The 20,156-nt window shown below is 64.3% G+C and carries 20 protein-coding genes and 1 pseudogene; 7 read left to right on the forward strand and 14 right to left on the reverse strand.

Annotated features, from left to right (window positions below; all coding sequences use genetic code 11):
• Together NDN16_RS17695 and NDN16_RS17700 are read right to left on the reverse strand one after the other, a co-directional pair.
• Positions 1-519, reverse strand: a 519-nt coding sequence (locus tag NDN16_RS17695) for a LysR family transcriptional regulator (RefSeq protein ID WP_435301122.1), incomplete at its 3' end; no start/stop codon positions are given.
• Positions 520-535: 16 nt separating this feature from the next.
• Positions 536-1,510 (reverse strand): SDR family NAD(P)-dependent oxidoreductase, encoded by a 975-nt coding sequence (locus NDN16_RS17700; RefSeq protein WP_251114787.1) that lies wholly within the window; start codon positions 1,508-1,510, stop codon positions 536-538.
• Positions 1,511-1,626: 116 nt separating this feature from the next.
• Here NDN16_RS17700 and NDN16_RS17705 point away from each other — a divergent pair, with 116 nt between their 5' ends.
• Positions 1,627-2,514, forward strand: a complete 888-nt coding sequence (locus NDN16_RS17705; RefSeq protein ID WP_251114884.1) for an AraC family transcriptional regulator — start codon at positions 1,627-1,629, stop codon at positions 2,512-2,514.
• A gap of 59 nt (positions 2,515-2,573) precedes the next feature.
• Here NDN16_RS17705 and NDN16_RS17710 read toward each other — a convergent pair.
• A pseudogene (locus NDN16_RS17710) lies at positions 2,574-3,363 on the reverse strand (NAD(P)H-dependent oxidoreductase).
• A 96-nt stretch (positions 3,364-3,459) separates the two neighbouring features.
• Between NDN16_RS17710 and NDN16_RS17715 the strand changes: the two are divergent.
• Complete coding sequence (locus NDN16_RS17715; protein ID WP_251114788.1) at positions 3,460-4,404, forward strand: LysR family transcriptional regulator; 945 nt, start codon at positions 3,460-3,462, stop codon at positions 4,402-4,404.
• Here the strand turns inward: NDN16_RS17715 and NDN16_RS17720 are convergent.
• Positions 4,401-5,105: a type 1 glutamine amidotransferase domain-containing protein gene (locus NDN16_RS17720; protein ID WP_251114789.1), complete on the reverse strand. Its 705-nt coding sequence runs from the start codon at positions 5,103-5,105 to the stop codon at positions 4,401-4,403. The two genes, NDN16_RS17715 and NDN16_RS17720, sit on opposite strands and share 4 nt — an antisense overlap.
• 104 nt (positions 5,106-5,209) lie before the next feature.
• Between NDN16_RS17720 and NDN16_RS17725 the strand changes: the two genes are divergently transcribed.
• On the forward strand, positions 5,210-6,097 hold the full coding sequence (locus NDN16_RS17725; RefSeq protein WP_251114790.1) for a LysR family transcriptional regulator: 888 nt from the start codon (positions 5,210-5,212) through the stop codon (positions 6,095-6,097).
• Between the two features lie 17 nt (positions 6,098-6,114).
• Here the strand turns inward: NDN16_RS17725 and NDN16_RS17730 are convergent, their stop codons facing one another.
• Both NDN16_RS17730 and NDN16_RS17735 read right to left on the reverse strand, forming a co-directional pair.
• On the reverse strand, positions 6,115-7,086 hold the full coding sequence (locus NDN16_RS17730) for an aldo/keto reductase (RefSeq protein WP_251114791.1): 972 nt from the start codon (positions 7,084-7,086) through the stop codon (positions 6,115-6,117).
• A 14-nt stretch (positions 7,087-7,100) separates the two neighbouring features.
• Entirely contained in the window at positions 7,101-7,895 is a 795-nt protein-coding gene (locus tag NDN16_RS17735; protein ID WP_251114792.1) for an SDR family NAD(P)-dependent oxidoreductase, read from the reverse strand.
• A 106-nt stretch (positions 7,896-8,001) separates the two neighbouring features.
• On the opposite strand from NDN16_RS17735, the gene NDN16_RS17740 reads away from it, so the two are divergent.
• Positions 8,002-8,898 carry a LysR family transcriptional regulator gene (locus tag NDN16_RS17740; protein ID WP_251114793.1) on the forward strand — a complete coding sequence of 299 codons (897 nt, stop codon included), beginning with the start codon at positions 8,002-8,004 and terminating at the stop codon, positions 8,896-8,898.
• A gap of 16 nt (positions 8,899-8,914) precedes the next feature.
• On the opposite strand, the gene NDN16_RS17745 is transcribed toward NDN16_RS17740, so the two are convergent.
• Genes NDN16_RS17745 through NDN16_RS17755 form a run of 3 tightly spaced genes read right to left on the reverse strand, consistent with a single transcriptional unit; the run spans position 8,915 to position 12,450 of the window.
• The gene (locus NDN16_RS17745; protein WP_251114794.1) at positions 8,915-9,952 is read right to left on the reverse strand and encodes an aldo/keto reductase; all 1,038 of its coding nucleotides are present in this window, start codon (positions 9,950-9,952) and stop codon (positions 8,915-8,917) included.
• 31 nt (positions 9,953-9,983) lie between these two features.
• Complete coding sequence (locus NDN16_RS17750) at positions 9,984-11,267, reverse strand: SGNH/GDSL hydrolase family protein (RefSeq protein ID WP_251114795.1); 1,284 nt, start codon at positions 11,265-11,267, stop codon at positions 9,984-9,986.
• A gap of 7 nt (positions 11,268-11,274) precedes the next feature.
• Positions 11,275-12,450, reverse strand: coding sequence for an MFS transporter (locus NDN16_RS17755; protein ID WP_251114796.1), 1,176 nt, complete (start codon positions 12,448-12,450; stop codon positions 11,275-11,277).
• A 102-nt stretch (positions 12,451-12,552) separates the two neighbouring features.
• On the opposite strand from NDN16_RS17755, the gene NDN16_RS17760 reads away from it, so the two are divergent.
• Entirely contained in the window at positions 12,553-13,458 is a 906-nt protein-coding gene (locus NDN16_RS17760; RefSeq protein WP_251114797.1) for a LysR family transcriptional regulator, read from the forward strand.
• Between the two features lie 4 nt (positions 13,459-13,462).
• On the opposite strand, the gene NDN16_RS17765 is transcribed toward NDN16_RS17760, so the two are convergent.
• The gene (locus NDN16_RS17765; protein ID WP_251114798.1) at positions 13,463-14,314 is read right to left on the reverse strand and encodes a nuclear transport factor 2 family protein; all 852 of its coding nucleotides are present in this window, start codon (positions 14,312-14,314) and stop codon (positions 13,463-13,465) included.
• A 95-nt stretch (positions 14,315-14,409) separates the two neighbouring features.
• Here NDN16_RS17765 and NDN16_RS17770 point away from each other — a divergent pair, with 95 nt between their 5' ends.
• Entirely contained in the window at positions 14,410-15,021 is a 612-nt protein-coding gene (locus NDN16_RS17770; RefSeq protein WP_251114799.1) for a TetR/AcrR family transcriptional regulator, read from the forward strand.
• Here the strand turns inward: NDN16_RS17770 and NDN16_RS17775 are convergent, their stop codons facing one another.
• Positions 15,022-16,044 carry a zinc-binding alcohol dehydrogenase family protein gene (locus NDN16_RS17775; RefSeq protein ID WP_251114800.1) on the reverse strand — a complete coding sequence of 341 codons (1,023 nt, stop codon included), beginning with the start codon at positions 16,042-16,044 and terminating at the stop codon, positions 15,022-15,024.
• A 125-nt stretch (positions 16,045-16,169) separates the two neighbouring features.
• Entirely contained in the window at positions 16,170-16,637 is a 468-nt protein-coding gene (locus NDN16_RS17785; protein ID WP_435301123.1) for a LysR substrate-binding domain-containing protein, read from the reverse strand.
• On the opposite strand from NDN16_RS17785, the gene NDN16_RS17790 reads away from it, so the two are divergent.
• The gene (locus NDN16_RS17790) at positions 16,636-17,859 is read left to right on the forward strand and encodes an IS256 family transposase (RefSeq protein ID WP_251114801.1); all 1,224 of its coding nucleotides are present in this window, start codon (positions 16,636-16,638) and stop codon (positions 17,857-17,859) included. The genes NDN16_RS17785 and NDN16_RS17790 overlap by 2 nt on opposite strands.
• A 3-nt stretch (positions 17,860-17,862) precedes the next feature.
• Here NDN16_RS17790 and NDN16_RS17795 read toward each other — a convergent pair whose 3' ends face one another.
• Positions 17,863-18,348 (reverse strand): LysR family transcriptional regulator, encoded by a 486-nt coding sequence (locus NDN16_RS17795; protein ID WP_251114802.1) that lies wholly within the window; start codon positions 18,346-18,348, stop codon positions 17,863-17,865.
• Positions 18,349-18,564: 216 nt separating this feature from the next.
• Entirely contained in the window at positions 18,565-20,136 is a 1,572-nt protein-coding gene (locus NDN16_RS17800) for an MFS transporter (protein ID WP_251114803.1), read from the reverse strand.
• Positions 20,137-20,156: the final 20 nt, after the last annotated feature.

A 20,156-nucleotide genomic window follows, 5' to 3' on the forward strand; every position in this document is an offset into this window, starting at 1 on the left:
CGTTCCGGCCACGAATGCAATGTCGAGCCGGTCGGCGCGAAGCTGTATGAGGGCATCGCGGGCCGTGCCCTCCGTCACCTCGACCTCGACGCCGGGACGATCCTTGCGGTATTGCCCGACCAGCGTGGCGAGGAAGCTGCCGGGGATCATGGACGGCACGCCGATGCGCAGGCGGCCGCATTCGCCGGATGCGGCCCTGCCGGCCGCCTTGACCGCATGGTCGAGCTGATCGACGCCGGCGGCCACCCGCTCGATGAAGCTGCGCCCGGCATCGGTCAGCCGGACGCCGCGCGCGTGACGCTCGAAGAGGAGCACGCCAAGCTCCTGCTCCAGCGCCTTGACGCGGGCGCTGATGCTCGACGGGCTGACGCCGAGGGCATTGGCGGCATGGCGGAAGTTGAGGTATTCGGCAACGGCGAGGGTCTGGATCAGCGACACGAGGGGAATGCGCGAGCCCAGCCGCGTCGGCACGCCCCATCGGCGATCGACCATCGGTGCCGAATGCCAGCGCCGCCGCATCGCTATCCGCCCTCCATCATTCGGCGGTAGCCTCGGCAGCAGCGTCAAACGCGGCGATGAACTCGGCCGAACGCCTCCAGAGCCGTTCGGCTTCGTCGGGATCGGTTGCATAGGCGCGGACGCCGGTGAACGGCACGTCGATCGCTTCGGCGCGTATGGCAACGTCGCAGTCTTCGCAATAGAGGCCGCCGAGCCCGTTGAGCTGAGGCGAGATCGCTGCCCACACCGCTGTTGCCGCGCCCTGTTCCGGCGTCTTGAAGGTCGGATCGGCCGGAGAACCGTCCGCGTCGAGCCAGCCGGCCGCGATCATCTCGGCTTCCGATAGGTGCCGTTGCAGCGGCGTGAAGATTTTGCCCGGATGCAACGAGAAGGCGCGGATGCCGGATTGGCGGCCCAACCTGTCGAGATGGACAGCGAAGAGTGCGTTGGCCGTCTTCGCCTGGCCGTAAGCCAGCCATTTGTCATAGCCCTGCTCGAACTGCATATCGTCCCAACGGATCGGCGAATTGTGATGACCGGCCGACGAGACGGAAACGACGCGCGCACCACCTTCGAGCGCAGGCCAGAGCCGGTTTACCAGCGCGAAATGCCCGAGATGATTGATGGCAAACTGCGCCTCCCAGCCCGGCCCCACGCGCATCTCCGGGCAGGCCATGATGCCGGCATTGTTGATGAACATGTCGATGTGGATGCCTGCGGCAAGGATGCGATCGGCAAAGGACCGCACGCTGTTCAGGTCCGATAGGTCCAGTTGCTCGACGCTCACGCCGCTAATCTCGGCGGTCGCCTTCTCCGCCGAGGCGGGGTCGCGCGATGCGACGATCACCCTCGCGCCCGCTCCGGTCAGCGCCTTCGTCGTTTCGATTCCCAGGCCGGAATGGCCGCCCGTGACGATGGCGTTCTTGCCGGACAGGTCGATGCCGGCGAGCGCTTCGTTGGCGGTTGTCCTCGCTCCGAAGCTAGAGCCGAGCGGTTTCTGGTGATCGGTCATATGAATCTCCTGTCATCATGGATGCTCAGGAGAGGATCGGCGCTGGAAGCCGAACGATCCATGCTGTAAGGTACAAACTTCCTTCTTGATCGTTCGGAGTTGTTGCCTTGGACCCCTTGTCCGATGTCCTTTCCCTGCTGCGGCCGAAAAGCGCGATCAGCGCCGGTCTTGATGCGGGTGGCGATTGGGCGATCCGTTTCCCACCGCATGAAGGGATCAAGTTCAACGCGGTCATGCGCGGGTCCTGCTGGGTGCAGGTCGAGGGAGAATCCGAAGCGCAGAGGATCGAGGCCGGCGACTGCTTCCTCCTGACGCGCGGGCGTCCCTTCAAGTTCGCGACCGATCTCGCGCTGCCGGCGATAGAATCCCCGACGATCTATGACCGGGCTGTGGACGGGATCGCGACCTGCAACGGCGGCGGCGACTTCTTCCTGATCGGTGGCCGATTCTCCTTCGAGGGCGATCACGCTGCGCTGTTGTTCGACGCCCTCCCGGCCGTCCTTCATGTTCACGATGCTTCCGCCCAGGCGGCCGTGCTGCGCTGGGCGCTGGAACAGCTCGCCGACGAACTCAAGGCGCAGCCACCGGGCGGCGCGCTGATGGCGGAGCATCTTTCGCAGATCATGTTGTTGCAGGTGCTTCGACTGTGGCTGGCGTCCGAAGCGACGAAAGCGCCGGGCTGGCTGGGCGCATTGTCGGACACGCGCCTTTCGCGAGCTATTGGAGCGATGCACGCCGAGCCGGGCCGAAAGTGGACTGTGGCCGAACTCGCCAGCCTCGCTGGAATGTCGAGAACCAGTTTTGCTGAGCGCTTCCGCAACGTGGTCGGGCGGACGCCGCTCGATTATCTTATCAACTGGCGCATGCGGTTGGCGGCAGATCGATTGCGGAGAACCGACGAGCGGCTTCCCGCTATTGCCTCGTCGGTGGGCTATGAGTCCGAAGCTGCCTTCAGCACGACCTTCCGCCGCATCATGGGAACCTCGCCGGGACGATACAGATGAACTCTCTGCAAGCTCAGAGTCAGGTCGGTTCAGCGTAACGCGCACACTCCGCTGCATCGCTACTCCACTTTTTTGAGATGCAGCGAGAAGCCGGAGTCGCCGGCCGGTTCCAGTCCGGGCCTAAGCTCGCAACTTGGGATCAGATAGTCGCCGCCATTCTGACGGCGGAACGGAATGGGCGGGGTGCTTTCGAGCGTCCGCATCCGCTCGCGTAAACGGTCGGGCCGCCTGATCGAAACCGGACTTGTCGAGACGGTCCACCCTGTAGGTCACGAAGGGCGGCAGCACGTCGTAGCCGGGATAATGCAGGATGCCGTGATTGATCGGGAACAGAAGATCGTCGATCGGGCCGTTGATGCCGCGTGGCGAATAGTGCTCCGCCCAGCCGCCGGTCGTCACGATCAGCATGGCGCGCTTGCCGGCGAGCGTGCCTTCCCCGTAGCGGTTACCCCAGCGCTGGTCGCTGTGCTCGCCGACGCCATAGGCGAAGCCGTAGGCATAGACGCGATCGACCCACCCTTTGAGGATCGCCGGCATCGTATACCACCAGAGCGGAAACTGAAGGATCAGCACGTCGGCCCAGAGGAGCTTTTCCTGCTCGGCCTTCACATCTTCGGTCAGCGCATCGGCCGCGAAAGCAGCACCGGATGCCGGAGCGATCTTCAGGCGTTCGCCAGCGTCGAGGTTAGGAAAGTCGGTACGATCCACCTCCGACTTCCAGTTCATGGCGTAGAGGTCCGAGACCTGCACCGCGTGGCCCTGTGCCTTCAGTTCCTCGACGGCAGCATCGCGGAGGGCCGCATTGAGGGATTGGGGGTCGGGATGAGCAAAGACGATCGATATGTTCATGGCGAGCACCTGCTTGTTGGAGTCAAATTTCTCCCAAGCTAGGCGTCTAGGCATTGATCCAGTATAGATCGGATATGGATAGGAAAATGCCGTAAAATGGATCAATCGAATGTCACGCTCGAACGCATGCGCACCTTCGTCCGCGTCGCGGAACGGGGGAACCTCTCGGCCGTCGCGCGCGAGATGAATATCGGCCAGTCGAGCGTCACGCGGCATCTTCGCGAATTGGAGGATGCCCTGGGCGTGGTGCTGCTCACCCGAACGACGCGACGCGTCATGCTGACCGAGGAAGGCAGCCACTACTATGCCAACGCCGTCCAGATTCTGCGTCTGGTGGAACAGGCCAGTGACGAAGCGCGGAGCGCACGCGGAGTATCGGTGGGCACGGTTCGCATCTCCTGCACGGCGGCGCTCGGCGTCCGGCATATCAGCCGGCTGATCTTCGCCTTTCAGGACCGCTATCCCGCAATCACCGTCGATCTCAACCTGACCGACGAGCGCATCGACCTCGTGCGCGAAGGCGTGGACATAGCCATCCGCCTCGGCCCGCTCGCCGACAGTTCGATGAAGTTGCGGGCGCTTGGGGATAGTCGGCGCATCCTCGTCGGCTCGCCCGATTACCTGATGCGGCACGGACGGCCCACGACGCCGGGCGAGCTTTCGGCGCTCAATGGCGTCCAAATGTCCAACATCGCCGGAAGCGATGCGCTCACGCTGGAAGGGCCGGACGGCGAAACCCATCTCGTGCCGTTCGCCGGACGCTTGCGGGTCGATCATGGGCTTGCCGCCCGCGAAGCCTATCTTGCCGGTCGCGGCATCGGCCCGGCGCACGTCTGGCTGGTTGACGACCTGCTTGCAGATGGCCGGCTCGAACCGATCCTGCCGGACCATGCTCCGCCATCCGTGCCCCTCAACATGCTCATCGTGCCGGAACGCGCTGGCATCGCGCGCGTCAGGCTGCTCATCGAGTTCCTGGCCGGGGAAGTGCTGGCCATCCCCGGCATCGAACGCTTGCGGACGGGGAGCAAGGCCGATCATTAGCGCCCAAGCACCTCCAGGGTCAGCTTCGCCGTGAGGGCGGAGGACGCCGGGTTCTGCCCCGTCACTAACCGGCCATCCGCGACGGCATGGGGCTGGAAATCGGCGACGCTCTCGTAGCGGCCGCCCAGCTCGCGCAGGCTGGTTTCCAGCAAGAAGGGCACCGCCTCGTCCAGTCCGGCCGCACGTTCCTCGTTGTCGGAGAAGGCAGTGACGCGACGGCCGCTTACCAGCGGCGAGCCGGTTTCGTCCTTGACGTTCACAAGCCCGGCCGGGCCATGGCAGACGGCGGCAATGACCTTGCCCTCCGACCATGCCTTGCCGAGCAGCGTCGCCAGTTCGGCGCTCTCGGGCAAATCCCACATAGTTCCGTGGCCGCCGGGCAGGAACACCGCGTCATATTCGGAAATGTCGATGGCCGAAAGCGAAAGAGTCTCGTGCAGCGCCTTCGATGCGGCCTCGTCGCCGAGGAAGCGGTCAACGCTTGCCTCATTCTCGCCTCTCGGTTTCAACGAGCGCGGGTCGATGGGTGCCGAGCCGCCCTTGATCGAGGCAAGCGTCACCGACGCGCCAGTGTCGATAAACGCATAATAGGGCGTCGCCAGTTCCTCGAACCAAAGGCCGGTCGGCTTGTCGCTGACGCCCATGGTGCTGGCGGATGTGAGGATGAACAGGATTTTGATCTGTGAAAGAAGTTCGGTCATGGGAAGGCTCCTTGATTGGGTCGCGTGAGTTTGACCGATCCAGAGCCATGACAGAAATCGCTCATTCTGCTATCAGCCATAGATAATCCTATGGCTGATCCGGTATGAACCACCTCATCTATCTGCGGACGTTCCTCGATACTTATCGCGCCGGCTCGCTGACACGGGCGGCGCAGCGGCTCGGCATCACCCAGCCCGCCGCGTCGGCGCATATCGCTGCGCTGGAAACCATGCTGGGCAAGCCGCTGTTCATCCGGCAGGCGCGCGGCGTCGCGCCAACGCCAGCGGCTGACGATCTCGCCCGCTCGGTCGCTGACCATCTCGACGGGATCGAGGCGACGATGGGCGCGGCGCAGGCGCGTTCGTCGCAACTGAACGGTACCGTGCATATCGTCGGCCCGGCTGAATATCTGTCGTTGCGCGTTGCGCCGAGGCTCGCACCGCTGACTGGCGAAGGCTTGCGGCTGCGCATCCAGACGGGCGACCGCGCGCGAATCTATGCCGCGCTCGACGAAGGCCATGCCGATCTCGCCGTTACGGCTTCGCCGCCCGAAGGCAAGGCGCATGGCTTCGCCGAACTGGGCCGGGAACGATTGCTGCCGGTCGCCGCACCCGGCATTGCGGAGCGGGCGAAGGCCAGAAGCGTGACGGCCGAGTTCCTGTGCGACCTGCCGTGCATCGCCTATGGCGAGACCCTGCCGCTGGTGCGCGAGTTCTTCCAGCGCGTGTTCAACAAGACCCCTGCGATGCAAGCCGTGGCGACCGCGCCGGACCTGCGCCTCCTTCTGGAGATGGCGAAGGCCGGTGCAGGCTGGACGGTTCTGCCTGACTATCTCTGCGCGGATGCAGTCAAGGCCGGCCAACTCACCGTGCTGCCGACGCCCGGCGCGATACCGGAAAACACCCTCTATCTCACCTGGAACAAGCCCGCGTTGCGTCATCCGCGCGTTGTCCATGTGCGGGATTTCCTGCTTGGGAAGCGTGGAGACTGACGCTCCAGCAGCGAGGTTCACCATCGCGACCCTCGTAGATGCGTCTTCATCGGCGCTTCGAGCGCGGCAAGCTCATCGTTTGACAGGTCAAGCGGCAGCGCTCCCAACGCATCGGTCAGGTGATGCGGCTTGGACAGGCCGACGATGGGCGAGGTGACGCCCGGCTTGGCCAGCACCCATGCGAGCGCCACCTGCGCCAGGGGAACGCCGCGTTCCGATGCAACGCTTTCGATGGTCGCAACGGTTTCGCCCACTTCCGCGCGGCCATCATACCATTGTCTGACCTGCTCGTCGGTGCCGGCGCGCAGCGTGCCGGCCTTGCGCGCGCCCGCAAGGAGCCCCCGTCCGAGCGGCGACCAGGGCGTCAGTCCGATCCCTTCCTCGCGGCAGAGCGGGATCATTTCTTCTTCGTCCTCGCGCGTGACGAGGTTGTATTGGCTCTGCATGGAGATGAAGCGCGCCAGCCGGTTGTAGCGCTGGAAGGCCAGAAGCTCCATGAATTGCCAGGCGTGCATGGAGGACGCGCCGAGGTAGCGAACCTTGCCGGCCCGCACCACGGCGTCGAGCGCTTCGGCCGTTTCCTCGATGGGCGTTTCCGGGTCGAAGCGGTGGATGACGAAAAGGTCGATATAGTCCGTGCCCAGCCGCTCCAGCGAGGCATCGACGCTGGCGAAGATATGCTTGCGGGACAGGCCACGGTCGTTCGGCTTGTCGCTCATGGGGAAGAACGCCTTGGTGGCGATCACCACGTCGTCGCGCCGCCCGAAGTCCCTGACTGCGCGGCCGATGATCCGCTCGCTCTCGCCGGAGGAATAGACGTTGGCGGTGTCGAGGAAGTTGATGCCAGCTTCCAACGCATCGCGGATGAACGGCCGGGCCTCGTCTTCCTTGAGCACCCAAGGCCGCCATGCCGGATCGCCGTAGGTCATGCAGCCGAGGCAAAGCCGCGAGACTTTCAGGCCGCTGTTGCCGAGACGAACGTAGTCCATGGTCAGTCTTCCTTTCAGCGCAACCCGCCGATGGTGTAGCCACCGTCCACGAGAATGCTCTGGCCGGTGACGAAACGGGCTTCGTCGGTCGCAAGCCAGACCGCGACATCGCCAGCGTCGCCGGGCTGGCCGGCACGCTTGGCCGGGGTATGCTCGATGAAGGGCACGAAGGCGGAATCGTCGGTCCAGCCGCTGCGCGCCATCGGCGTGTCGATGATGCCGGGATTGATGTTGTTGATGCGGATGCCCTTCGGCCCATACTCGATAGCCACCGCGCGGATCAGCGCGTCGAGCGCACCCTTGCTGGCGGAGTAGCTGGACGATCCTGCCAGCGCGCCCTTCGTCAGCCATGAAGACGTGTTGACGATGGAGCCGCCCGTGCCCTGCGCGAGAAAGGCTTGGATTTCGTATTTGATCGACAGCCAGACGCCGCGAAGGTTGGTGGCGATCACCGTGTCGAAATCAGCGCTGGTTTGCTCGGTGATCTGCGCGAAGTTTCCGAGAATGCCGGCATTGTTGAACGCGGCGTCGAGCCTGCCGAAGCGATCGATCGCCGTGTCGATCAGGCGGCGAATGTCGTCTTCCTTCGATACGTCCGTGGGCACGGCGAGCGCGTCCCCGCCCGAGGCTGCAATCTCGGCTGCGACCGTTTCAATTTCGGCGGGGCGGCGTCCGGCCAGCACGACCGTCGCGCCATCCCGCGCAAAAGCAAGTGCAGCGGCGCGGCCGATGCCGGTGCCGCCGCCGGTGACGATGGCGACACGATCTTCAAGACGGCGGGTGGAAGACGTGGAAGCGGTGTCAGGCATGGGTGATCCTCATGGGAATTGGAGTTGGATCACCACGATACACGGTCGCATTGTTCGGAATAATCCGCCTTGTATCACATGAGTTGTTGGGTAAAATTCATCAATCATGCGAACGGGCGATCTCGGAGAATTGGCGGCCTTCGTGGCCATCGCGGAGGAAGGCGGCTTCCGCCGCGCCGCCGCGCGACTGAACCTCACGCCGTCCACGCTCTCTCATTCGTTGCGCTCGCTTGAAGGCAAGCTCGGCGTGCGGCTGGTCAGCCGCACCACGCGCACGGTCGCGCTGACCGAAGCCGGCCATGCGCTGTTGCGCCAGATCGGCCCAGCCTTCACCAGCATCGAAACGGCGGTCGAGACCATCAACGACTTCCGCGATCATCCCGCCGGCACGATCAGGATCAGCGTGCCGCGCACGATGGCGGCGCGGGTGCTGGCACCGAAGTTCCGCGCTTTTACCGAGCGCTACCCCGATGTGACGCTGGAAATCGCCGCCGAGAACGGCTTCGTCGATATTATCAGGCAGGGTTTCGATGCCGGCATCCGCCTTGGCGAAAGCATCGAACGGGATATGATCGCGGTGCGGGTGACGCCGGACCTCAACACTGCCGTCGTTGCCTCGCCCGACTACTTCGCCCGCTTTCCGCCGCCGGAGACGCCACGCGACCTGCACCGGCATCGCTGCATCGGCTGGCGTCAGATCGGAAGCGGCGCACTCCATAGGTGGGAGTTCGAAAAAGACGGGCGGGCGTTGACCGTGGCGGTGAACGGCCCGCTGGTCCTCGACGATCCCGACCTGATGGTAGCGGCGGCGCTCGATGGCGTCGGACTGGCCTATTCCACGGAGCAACACATCGGCGAAGACCTCGCCTCGGGCCGCCTGGTCCGAGTGCTGGAGGATTGGTGCCCGCCTTATTCGGGGTTCTTCCTCTATTATCCCGGCCGCCGCCAAGCCCCGGCGGCACTGCGCGCGCTGGTAGAGATGCTGCGGGTGCCGCCAGATTAGCCCGCGGTCCATGGCGCTATCCCGCCATCGGGGGATTGAGCCGGGCGAAGCCCTCCTGTCGCCGGTAGGGCGAATGAGGATAGGGTGCGGTGACGGCGCTGGCCTCGTCCAGCTTTGCGACCTGTTCGGCTGACAGGCTCCAGCCGACCGCGCCGAGGTTCTGGCAAAGCTGTTCCTCGTTACGCGCGCCGACGATGACCGAGGAAACTGTCGGACGTTGCAGCAGCCAGTTGAGCGCAATCTGCGGCACCGTCTTGCCGGTTTCCTCTGCCACCGAGTCCAGCGCATCGACAACGCGATAGAGATATTCGTCGTCCACCGGCGGGCCGAAGCTCGCGGTCTCATGCAGGCGGCTGCCCTCGGGCAGCGGCGTGCCGCGCCGTATTTTTCCGGTCAGCCGCCCCCAGCCAAGCGGACTCCAGACCATCGCGCCGAGGCCCTGATCCTTGCCCAGCGGCATCAAATCCCATTCGTAGTCGCGCCCGACCAGCGAGTAATAGACCTGATTGGCGACATAGCGGGGCCAACCGTAGCGGTCGGCGACCGCCAGCGACTTCATGATCTGCCAGCCGGAGAAGTTGGACACGCCGACATAGCGGACCTTTCCGGCGCGAACGAGCATGTCGAGCGTCGAAAGCACTTCCTCGACCGGCGTGGCGGCATCGAAGGCGTGAAGCTGGAGCAGGTCGATATGGTCGGTCTGGAGACGACGCAGGGCATCTTCGACGCTGCGGATCAGCCGGAAGCGCGAAGAACCGGCATCATTGGGACCGTCGCCCATCGGCAGGCTGGTCTTGGTCGAGATCAGCACCGCGTCGCGTCGCCCTTTGATCACCTCGCCCAACACTTTCTCCGACGCGCCGTCGGAATAGACGTCTGCCGTGTCGAACAGGTTGACTCCGGCCTCCAGGCAGATGTCCACGAGGCGTCGGGCTTCCGTGGCGTCGGAATTGCCCCAATTGCCGAAGAGCGGGCCGGAGCCGCCGAAGGTGCCTGCGCCGAAGCTCAGGACCGGCACCTTGAGGCCGGATTTGCCGAGATTGCGATAATCCATGGGATCGTCCTTTCGTTACAGGGAGGATGGGTCAGCGGCCGAGCAGTGCGTCGAGGTCGATGGTGTCGGCCATGGCCCGATTGCCCTCATCGCCGGGATGAAGGTGGTCGCCGGAGTCGAATGCCGGACTGATCCGCGCGGAGTTGTCCGGGTCACGCAGCACTGCGTCGAAATCGACGATGGCGTCGAACGCACCGCTTTCCCTGATCCAGCGGTTGATCTCGTGACGCAGCGCGTCCTTGTCAGGATGGTAGTAGTTGTCGAGCGGCGTTCCGCTCAACGCGCCCTCGAACGGCGGCAAGGTGGCCCCGACGATCCGGATGACGTTCGCACGCGCCAACTCGATGACCTGCCGATAGCCGGCGATCAGCTCTTCGGCGCTCGGCCGCGCCTGATCGGGCGCGAAATCCGTGCCCGGCCAGGAAATGTCGTTGATGCCGATCAGGAGGATGACCGCCCTTACGCCCGGCTGCGAGAAAACTTCGCGCTCGAGACGCGCGGCGACGTTCACGCCCATCTTGTCCTGAAGGAGCCTACCGCCGGAGATACCGGCGTTCAGCACGGCGATCCGGTGGGGAATGAGCCGCTGGGCAAGGAAGTCGGGCCAGCGGGTATCGGCATCGACTGTGGCTCCATTCCCATCGGTGATCGAATCCCCGATCACGACGACAGCGCCCTCGTTGGGGGTATCGACCAGCACGTCGCTGAGGATCACGCGGGCATCCGTCGTCGCCGTCGCGGCGAAGTCCTCGGCCTGCGTCAGATCACCACCGCCGAACCACGCCGTCTGGCGGCCATCCCAATGGAAGGTGGTCAGCGGGGTTTCGTCAGACAGGTAGATCGAGATGGCGAGGCTCGCCTGCGCCTCGACCGTCAGGTCGAGCGGATCGCTGACAGCCGGGGCACCGGGCGGGATGACGATCCCGTCCTCTCCGCCGAAGGTGAGTTTGCGGATCGTGCCGGGCTCCGCCGCACCGTTTTCGCCGGCCAGCCCGACGCTCGCACCGCCGATCCTTAGAGGCCGATCGCCATACGCGTTGGAAAAGACCACGCGCACCCGCGAGCCGCCGAGGCTGATCTTCGCCACCTGCCGGAAGGTCTGATCCTCAACAGAAGCCGGGATCTTGGTCGGGAAAGGGAAATCCGAACCCCAGATTGGTTGCGGGCTCGCCGTCCATGTGCCGACCCAGCTCTGGTCCTGGGCTTGTGCCGTGGACAGGCCGGTAAGGGCAGCACCGAGCGCGAAGGCGGCGGCAAGAACGGCTGGCCGGATTGGCCGTCTCCGGCCAGCCTGTATCGGGGCTTCATAGGGCATTATGGTTTCATCCTGTGATTTGAGTTGCAGAACCCCTTCGCCGGCTCGCCTTAACGGCGATCAGCGCGGTGGCGATGGCGAGCAGTGGAAACAGCGCGGCCGTCATCGGCACAAGCGCGAGCCCCGGTCCTTGCTCGATGACCACACCGCCGGCCCATGCGCCGATGGCGTTGCCGAGGTTGAAGGCTCCGATGTTGAAGCTCGATGCGAGGCTCTGGCCCGCGCCTTCGGCTTTGGAGAGCACCCACATCTGCAAGGGCGCGACGGTGGCGAAGCCGGCAGCGCCAAGCAGCGCGGTGAAGATAACGGCGGCAATCTGGCTGTTCAGCGCGAAGGTCATCCCCCCGAGCGTCACGGCGAGCACGGCCAGCGCGCCGAGGATGGCGCGGACGAGGTTGCAGTCGGCGAGCCTGCCGCCCAACAGATTGCCCGCGACCAATCCACCGCCGAACACCAGCAGGATCGGCGAGACGGCGCTGTCGTCGAAGCCGCTGATCTCTGTCAGCAGCGGCGCGATGTAGGTGAAGACGGCGAAGACGCCGGCATAGCCGAGCACGGTGGTCAGCAGGCCGAGCAGAACGGGACGGCGGGCGATGGCGCGCAGGTCGGCCCGCCAGTCAGACGCTTCCGGCCGCAATCGGTCCTGCGGCACCAGCGCGGCGAGCACCGCCAGCGCGACCAGCCCCACCAGCGTCACCGCCCAGAACGTTGAACGCCAGCCATAGTGCTGGCCGAGCCAGGTGCCGAAGGGCACGCCGAGCACGGTCGCGACCGTCAGGCCGGTGAACATGATGGCGATGGCCGAGGCGCGCCTGTCGTCCGGGACAAGACCGGTCGCGACCACCGCCCCGACGCCGAAGAACGTGCCGTGGGTCAGCGCGGTCAGCACGCGCGCGGCCATCAGCCAGCCATAGGTCGGCGCGAGCGCGCAGGCGGCGTTGCCGATGACGAAGATCACCATCAGTCCGACCAGCACATGCTTGCGCGGCCAGCGGGCGGAGAACGCGGTCAGGACCGGCGCGCCGATGGTGACGCCCAGCGCATAGCCGGAGATCAGGAGCCCGGCAGCGGCGATGGTGACGTTGAGTTCACGGCTGACCTCCAGCAAGAGGCCCATGATGACGAATTCGGTGACGCCGATGCCGAAGGCTCCGGCCGTCAGGGCATAGAGCGCCAGCGGCATGATGTTGTCTCGATCTTTTCGAAGCGATTGCCCAAAGATAGACGGTGACTGCGTGATGAAATAGAATGCGCCATGGAACATCACATGTGAGATGAACTCATCATGGCGCGCATTGAGGTCAACCGGTCCGGGGAGATGGAGGTGTTCGTGCGTGTGGTCGAGCTTGGCGGCTTCTCGCCTGCCGCGCGCGCTTCCCGCATGACGCCTTCGGCGGTCAGCAAGCTCATCGCGCGGCTGGAAGCGCGGCTTGGTGCAAGGCTGCTCAACCGTTCGACGCGGCAGCTCCAGCTCACCCCCGAGGGTTGCGCTTTCTACGAACGTGCGACGCGCATCCTCGCCGATCTGGAGGATGCCGAGCGCTCCGCAAGCGCGGGAGAGCAGGCGGTCGGGCGCGTGCGCGTCAACACCAGCGCCTCGTACGCCAATCATGTCCTTGCGCCCATCCTGCCGGAATTCCTGGCGCTGCATCCGGGCGTAATGCTCGACATCGTGCAGACCGACGCGGTGGTCGATCTTCTGGCCGAGCGCACCGATGTCGCAATCCGTGCCGGGCCGCTGAAAAGCTCCAGCCTCGTCGCCCGCAAGCTCGGGGAAACGCCGCTGATGATTGTCGCGGCTCCGTCCTATCTGGAACGCTGCGGCGAGCCGCGCACCATCGCCGACCTCGAACGGCACAATCGCCTCGGCTTCGGCTATGCGCGCACCGTCGATGGCTGGCCGCTTCGGGAGAACGGGGAAACCATCGTGGTGCCGGCGACGGGCCGCGTGCAGGCGAGCGATGGCGAGGGCTTGCGCCACCTCGCGCTTTCAGGTGTGGGCCTTGCCCGGCTCGCCGCCTTCACCGTGCGCGAGGACATTGCCGCCGGACGGCTGGTGCCCGTGCTCGGCGATCTCGACACGGGTGAAACAGAAGCCTTCCACGCCGTCTATGTCGGCCAGGGCGGCCCGCTGCCCTCCCGCGTCCGGGCGCTGCTCGACTTCCTTGCCGAGAATGGCAGGGTGTCGTGAGGGATCAGGCCGCCGCGCGGGCGACGGCGTGGCTGTCCTCCAGCATGCGGTAGCGGACGATCTTGTCGTCCTGCACCGTGAGGTCGTAGGCGAAGGGGGATTGGATCAGCTTGCCGGTAGCGCGGACCAGTGACTCCAGATCGCCCAGCACCACGGCCGTCTGCTCGTCGGCAAGGATGCGCCGGACCTTCGCGCCGCGCGGCTCAATCCGTTCAGCCAGTTCACGAAAGAAGGCGGCGACGCCTTCGCGGTCCCGGCGCGGGCCGATCCACGAAACAGTTTCGAGATCGCCGGGAATGTCCCAATCCACGTCGTCGGCGAAAAGGTCGAGGATCGCGTCAAGCGTGCCGGGTGCCTCGGGCGCGGCCAGGAACGCGGCGACCCGTTCGAGATACAGTTCGGCTACCCTTTGCGGCGTCTGGACGGTTTTTCCCTCCCGGTAAAGCGCGATGCGGCGGGCGTCGTCGCTGGTGACGTCGGGATCAACATAGATATAGGTGCGGCTGATCAGCGGCCCGTCGAACTCGAAGACATTGGCGAAGCGGCCCTGCGAAACTTCGCCGTCCGGCCATTCCCGCCCGTCCGCCGTCACGCCCCACTCCCGGCCCTCCACGACAACGCGGTTTTCTTCCACCGTGAAGACGAAGCCGTCGATGTCGTGGGTCAGCCGCGCCGCCTCCTGCGCGATCCGCTCGCCGAACCTCGCGACCGCGGCCTTGCCGCGCGCCGTGCCGAACTTGGGGAAGAAGAACTCCACATCGTCGGTGAAGAGGTCGATCAGGCTCGGGTCTTTGGCGTCCACCTTGCGGAAGTAGTCTCGGACGGTCTCGATGCGCGGATCGGCAGGTGCGGACATAGCTTGCTCCTTATCTGTAAATTGGATTACATAAAGAGCCGCCGCAACGTGGCATGTCAAGAATTATGTAGTACAAAATACAGAAAGGAATCCGCATGGCTCGTGGTCGCCCCCGCAGCTTCGATAGGGACGCCGCGCTTACGAGCGCCATGGAGGTGTTTTGGGCGAAGGGCTATGAGGGGACGCAGCTTTCCGAGCTGATGGCGGCCATCGGCATCAATCCGCCGAGCTTCTACGCCGCCTTCAACTCCAAGGAGGCAATCTTCCGCGAGGCGGTCGATCTCTATCTCTCCACGGTCGGCGCAGGCAGCATGAGGGCGCTCGCCGAGAGGGCGAACGCGCGGGATGCCATCGAGGCCATGCTCTTGGCGAGCGCGGAGATCGCGCTCGCCAGTCCGTCTTCTGGTGGCTGCATGGTCAGCCTCGGGCTGGTTAATTGCCAGAGCCAGAACGCCGGCTTGCGCAACCACATGCGCGACCTGCGCCGCACAACCCTCCTGCTCATCCGCGAACGGCTGGAGCGCGGCGTGGCCGAAGGCGACTTGCTCGCCGGGACCGACGCTGGACGCCTCGCGAGCTATTTCGCCACCGTCATGCAGGGGCTTTCGCTACAGGCGCAGGACGGAGCAACACGCGACGATCTTCGCAGTATCGTCGAGACCGCGATGGACGTGCTGAACGATCGGCCTATTCAGGCTAAGCGCTGATCAGGCGTCGAATCCTTCCAGCGCAATCTTGCCCCTGACCTTGCCGCTTTCGATCAGGGCGTGGGCGCGCTTGAGATTCGTCGCGTTGATCGGCCCGAAGTTTTCGGCGAGCGTCGTGCGGATCGTACCGTCATCGACCAGACGCGATACCCCGTTGAGAAGCGCACCCTGTTCCGCGATGTCGGCGGTGCCGAACATCGAGCGCGTGAACATGAACTCCCAATGCGCCGACACGCTCTTGCCCTTGAAGGGATTGATGTCGAGGGCGGCCGGATCGTCGATCAGCGCGAAACGGCCCTGCGGCGCGATCAACTCCACGATTTCGGCAAGATGCTGCTCGGTGTTGGTGGTCGAAAACACGAAGGCGGGCGCACCGATGCCGAGGGTGGCAATTTCTTGGGCCAGAGGCTTGGAATGATCCACGACATGATGCGCGCCAAGATCGGTCGCCCATGCTTTCGTCTCGGGCCGTGACGCCGTGGCGATGACGGTCAGGTCGGTCAGCTTGCGGGCAAGCTGGATGGCGATTGAGCCGACGCCGCCGGCACCACCAATGATGAGGATGGCCGGCGCGGCACCGGGAACGGTGCGGCCTTTCACGTCCAGTCGGTCGAACAGGGTCTCCCATGCCGTGATCGCGGTCAGCGGCAGCGCGGCCGATTCCGCCCACCCGAGCGTCTTCGGCTTGCGGCCAACGATGCGTTCATCCGCCAGATGAAACTCGGCATTGGTGCCAGGCAGCGTGAGCGCACCGGCGTAGAACACCTCGTCGCCGGGCTTGAACAAACTCACCTCCGGGCCGGTCTCGACCACGACGCCGGCGGCATCCCAGCCCAGCACTTTCCAGTCATCCCCGTCCGGGTGTGCGCTGGCGCGGACCTTGGTATCGACGGGATTGACCGAGATGGCCTTGATCTCCACGAGCAGGTCGCGACCGGAGGGCGTGGGGCGCGGCAAGTCTATATCGACCAGCGAATTGTCGTCTGCGATGGGAAGCGGGGTCTTGTAGCCGATGGCGCGCATTGGAGTCTCCGGTTCGAGTTAGAACTTCGTGTCTGGCTACAGGTGACGCTCCGGCGTATTCTTCGCAAGAATGCACATAAATTGCACATAGTATCGAAAAGGATACTGTCCGATGCCCGACCGCGTCATGAGCGTTTCGATTGCAGTCCGGGCTGTCCGGTGGAAGCAACGCTTGCGCTGATCGGCGGCAAGTGGAAGGGCGTGGTGCTCTGGCATCTGCTGCAAGGCACGCTGCGCTTCGCCGTCGCCTCGCCGGCGATGGTGACGCCATAGTTTTGGGCGACCATCGACAGCAGCGTGATTCTCTCCACCCCAAAGCGCTGGATGGCGGGCGGCGGCAAGCGTCCGGCGAGACGCAGCGTGACATGGTCGTAAACCTGCGGGCCGGTGCCGCCATGACGGACAAGGAAGGTCTCGCCTGCCAGATCGGCCCAGATGACGTTCGAGCGGCCTGCGAGTGGATGGCTGACCGGAAGAACGGCCAGAAGCTGTTCGCCCCATATCCGTCGCGAGTGGCAATCGGGCAGTTCCGGCGGGACTGTCAGGAATTCCGTGTGTGGGCAGGCATAGTGGGAAGGAAGGAGATCTCCCATGGCTCGACGCAAAGAACCGACGATACCCGATGCGCTGCTTGATCAGCTTCTGGCTGGCGCCGATCCGAAGACGGCCTTTGATCCAAACGGATTGATCGAGGGCTTGAAGAAGGCGCTGGCCGAGCGAGCGCTGAACGCGGAGATGGACCATCATCTCGGCGGCGATGACGGCGCCGGGAACGCCCGCAACGGCTATGGCCGCAAGACGGTGACGACTGACACGGGACGGATCGAGCTGGACGTGCCTCGCGATCGGCAATCGAGCTTCGACCCGCAGCTCATCGCCAAGTATCAGCGCCGGTTTCCGGGCTTCGACGACAAAATTATCTCCATGTACGCCCGTGGCATGAGCACTCGTGAGATCGCCGGGCATCTGCGCGAGCTCTACGGCATCGACGTTTCGCCGGATCTGGTCAGCGCCGTCACGGACGCGGTTCTCGAGGAGATCGCAACCTGGCAGGCTCGTCCGCTGGAGGCGATCTACCCCATCGTGTTCTTCGATGCCCTGCGGGTGAAGATCCGGGACGAGGGCTTCGTGCGCAACAAGGCCGTCCACGTCGCGCTCGGCGTGAGGGCCGACGGCACCAAAGAGATTCTCGGCCTCTGGCTCGAGCAGAACGAGGGCGCCAAGTTCTGGCTCCGGGTCATGACCGAGATGAAGAACCGCGGCGTCGAGGACGTCCTCTTGGCCGTCGTCGATGGCCTGAAGGGCTTTCCCGAGGCGATCCATGCCGTGTTCCCTGAAGCGACGGTCCAGACCTGCATCGTCCATCTCCTGCGCCACAGCCTCGACTTCACGTCCTACAAGGACAGAAAGCCCGTCGCCGCCGCGCTGAAGGATATTTACCGGGCCATCGACGCCTCGGCGGCCGAGGTCGCGCTGACGGCGTTCGAGGAGGGAGAATGGGGCCGCAAATACGCGGCCATCGGCCAGAGCTGGCGGCGCGCCTGGAGCGAAGTCGTCCCGTTCTATGCTTTCCCTGCCGACATCCGCAAAATCCTCTACACGACAAATGCGATCGAGGCGCTGAACTCCAAGCTGCGCCGCGCCGTGCGCGCCAGGGGCCACTTCCCGACCGACGAGGCGGCGATGAAGCTCCTGTTCCTGGTCTTGAACCGGACTGAGAAAGAGTGGAAAATGGCGCCTCGTGAGTGGTGCATGGCCAAAGCCCAGTTCGCCGTCATCTTCGGCGAGCGCTTCACACGGGCAATGGCCGCATAATGTTCATCCGCCCGCCCACACACGGAATTCCTGACAGTCCCGTTCCGGCGAGCCCGCCACAAAGGTTAGATCGAGTTCGCCAGCGCGAAGTTGCGTGACGCTCTCGCGCGCCGTGCCTTCGGCAATCACTACGTGGATACTTGGATGCTGTTTCCGATAACGATCGACAAGATCGGCTAGGACGCTGCCGGGGATCAGTGCATGGACGCCGATGCGCAGCCGGCCACTCTCCCCACGCGCCATCGCCCCGATGGTCCTCAAGGTATGGTCGATCTGGTCGAGCCCGGCGGCAATACCATCCACGAAATGCTCTCCGGCCTCGGTCAGCGTGACGCCGCGCGCATGACGCTCGAACAGGCGGACGCCAAGGTCTTGCTCCAGTGTCCTAACCCGAGCGCTGACGCCTGCCTGATTGAGACCGAGCGCGGTCGCGGCATGGCGAATGTTCCTGTATTCGGCGACGGCAAGCGTCTGGATCAGCGCCGCCATGGGGAAGCGGCCGCGAACCAGCGGGGAGGATACGTCCGTATCGGCTGTCTTTCGTAACCGCCGCCGCATAGTGCTTAGCCACCTCCGGTCATGATATGACCGGGCAGCAAGCGATGGCCGAGCACGCCATTACCGAATTTGAACGCCATCGCGCCTGACGATTGCAGAGTAGTCCCGGCATATTTGGTGCGCATGATCCCGCCGCCCATGAGCTATTCAGTCGGACGACCGCCCGGTTCGTCCAACGTGCCGCAGCGTTATCGCCGCCATAAGGGCGAGGATCGCCACGCTGAGCGCGCTGAAGACGGCTGCACCTTGAAGTCCTGTGATGAATGCCGCCTGCGCTTGTTCAATCAAGCCCGCCGGCAACTCCGATGTAATGGACGATGCTGCCCACAAGCTGTCGCTGACGGCTTGCCGCACAGTGGTCTCAAGATCATCTGGCAAATTATCCGCTATCGCGCGGTGATAGATCGCACTGGCGATGCTCCCTAACAGAACAATGCCCAGAGAAACCCCTAGGTCCTGCATCACCTCCGTCATCGCAGAGGCAGAGCCTGCCTTCTCTGCTGGAGCGGCCGCGATCACCAAGTCGGTTCCCACGGCGGCGATAGTGCCATTGCCTAAGAAGGCTAGTGCCAGAGCAGCGACCGCCAACGTCACGCCGGCGGTGCCATAACCCAATTGCGTCAGCATCAGGTAGCCCACTACCGACAGCGCCAGCGAACCGGCAACCACAAAGCCGGGCCGTATCACGCGAGCAACGAAAGACGCACCGGTGCCGCCGACAATCATCGCCAGCGCCGCCAAGCCCATCCACAGGCCTGCGACCAAAGGCGTGTAACCTGCCACCAACTGTAGATACTGTGTGACCAACAACATCGTGCCGCCTACCGCCACCAAGCCAAACAGCAGCACGATCAGCGCTACCGAGAAGGCCCGATCAGCAAACAAGCTCAAATCGAGAAGAGGATCGACCAACCGACGTTGCCGCCTGACAAACATCCAGCCAAAGAGCATTCCAGCCAAGATGGCGATAACGGCATCGAGAGCGACGCCTGATCCGGCGATCTGCTTGATGCCATAGACGAAGGGCAGCATGGAGGCGAGCGAGAGCGCGACGCTGAACAGGTCCAGCCTTCCGCTGTTTGGCGCGCGGTATTCGGGCAACAGAAACGGGGCGAGTATCAGCAGCACGATTACGACGGGCACCGCGATAAGGAACCCGGCCCCCCACCAAAACCACTCTATCATCAGGCCACCCACGACTGGCCCTAATGCATAACCAATCCCCCACATCGCGACGTAAAGGCCTATGGCAAGTGCGCGCTGACGCGGAACGGCAAACAAATTGCTGATAAGTGCCAACGTCGAGGGCATCAACGTGGCACCTGCTACGCCAAGAGCGGCCCGCGCCGCGATCAGCATGTTCGCACTGGTTGAAAAGGCTACGACCACCGAGGCAGAGGCAAAAGCGACCGCGCCAACAAGCAACAACTTCCGACGGCCGATGCGGTCGCCCAGCGTGCCCATCGTGATGAGAAAACCCGCGATCAGGAAGCCATAGGCATCCATGATCCAGAGCGCCTGCGTACTGGTTGGCTGCAAATCGAGCGCGAGCGCCGGCAAGGTCAGGTGTAACAGCGTCAAATCCATCCCCAACAGGATCGTTGGAAGGGATAGCAGCGCCAGTCCGAGCCATTCGCGCAAACCTGCTTTGGCCGGCGATTGCGATCCGGCCTCGGCTATCGCGTGGGGTTCGGAGAGTTCCATTTCTCGGGACGTCATGACTGCCTCCTTGTCGAAGG

The sequence above is a fragment of the Aureimonas altamirensis genome (genome assembly GCF_023702225.1).
GTDB classification, from domain to species: Bacteria; Pseudomonadota; Alphaproteobacteria; order Rhizobiales; family Rhizobiaceae; genus Aureimonas; species Aureimonas altamirensis_B.

Bases quoted from the DNA above. Each gene is read 5' to 3' on its own strand.
- NDN16_RS17700 (WP_251114787.1), bottom strand. From the start codon at position 1,510: ATGACCGATCACCAGAAACCGCTCGGCTCTAGCTTCGGAGCGAGGACA.
- NDN16_RS17715 (WP_251114788.1), top strand. From the start codon at position 3,460: ATGGATCAATCGAATGTCACGCTCGAACGCATGCGCACCTTCGTCCGC.
- NDN16_RS17720 (WP_251114789.1), bottom strand. From the start codon at position 5,105: ATGACCGAACTTCTTTCACAGATCAAAATCCTGTTCATCCTCACATCC.
- NDN16_RS17725 (WP_251114790.1), top strand. From the start codon at position 5,210: ATGAACCACCTCATCTATCTGCGGACGTTCCTCGATACTTATCGCGCC.
- NDN16_RS17730 (WP_251114791.1), bottom strand. From the start codon at position 7,086: ATGGACTACGTTCGTCTCGGCAACAGCGGCCTGAAAGTCTCGCGGCTT.
- NDN16_RS17735 (WP_251114792.1), bottom strand. From the start codon at position 7,895: ATGCCTGACACCGCTTCCACGTCTTCCACCCGCCGTCTTGAAGATCGT.
- NDN16_RS17740 (WP_251114793.1), top strand. From the start codon at position 8,002: ATGCGAACGGGCGATCTCGGAGAATTGGCGGCCTTCGTGGCCATCGCG.
- NDN16_RS17745 (WP_251114794.1), bottom strand. From the start codon at position 9,952: ATGGATTATCGCAATCTCGGCAAATCCGGCCTCAAGGTGCCGGTCCTG.
- NDN16_RS17750 (WP_251114795.1), bottom strand. From the start codon at position 11,267: ATGCCCTATGAAGCCCCGATACAGGCTGGCCGGAGACGGCCAATCCGG.
- NDN16_RS17755 (WP_251114796.1), bottom strand. From the start codon at position 12,450: ATGCCGCTGGCGCTCTATGCCCTGACGGCCGGAGCCTTCGGCATCGGC.
- NDN16_RS17760 (WP_251114797.1), top strand. From the start codon at position 12,553: ATGGCGCGCATTGAGGTCAACCGGTCCGGGGAGATGGAGGTGTTCGTG.
- NDN16_RS17765 (WP_251114798.1), bottom strand. From the start codon at position 14,314: ATGTCCGCACCTGCCGATCCGCGCATCGAGACCGTCCGAGACTACTTC.
- NDN16_RS17770 (WP_251114799.1), top strand. From the start codon at position 14,410: ATGGCTCGTGGTCGCCCCCGCAGCTTCGATAGGGACGCCGCGCTTACG.
- NDN16_RS17775 (WP_251114800.1), bottom strand. From the start codon at position 16,044: ATGCGCGCCATCGGCTACAAGACCCCGCTTCCCATCGCAGACGACAAT.
- NDN16_RS17790 (WP_251114801.1), top strand. From the start codon at position 16,636: ATGGCTCGACGCAAAGAACCGACGATACCCGATGCGCTGCTTGATCAG.
- NDN16_RS17785 (WP_435301123.1), bottom strand. From the start codon at position 16,637: ATGGGAGATCTCCTTCCTTCCCACTATGCCTGCCCACACACGGAATTC.
- NDN16_RS17795 (WP_251114802.1), bottom strand. From the start codon at position 18,348: ATGGCGGCGCTGATCCAGACGCTTGCCGTCGCCGAATACAGGAACATT.
- NDN16_RS17800 (WP_251114803.1), bottom strand. From the start codon at position 20,136: ATGACGTCCCGAGAAATGGAACTCTCCGAACCCCACGCGATAGCCGAG.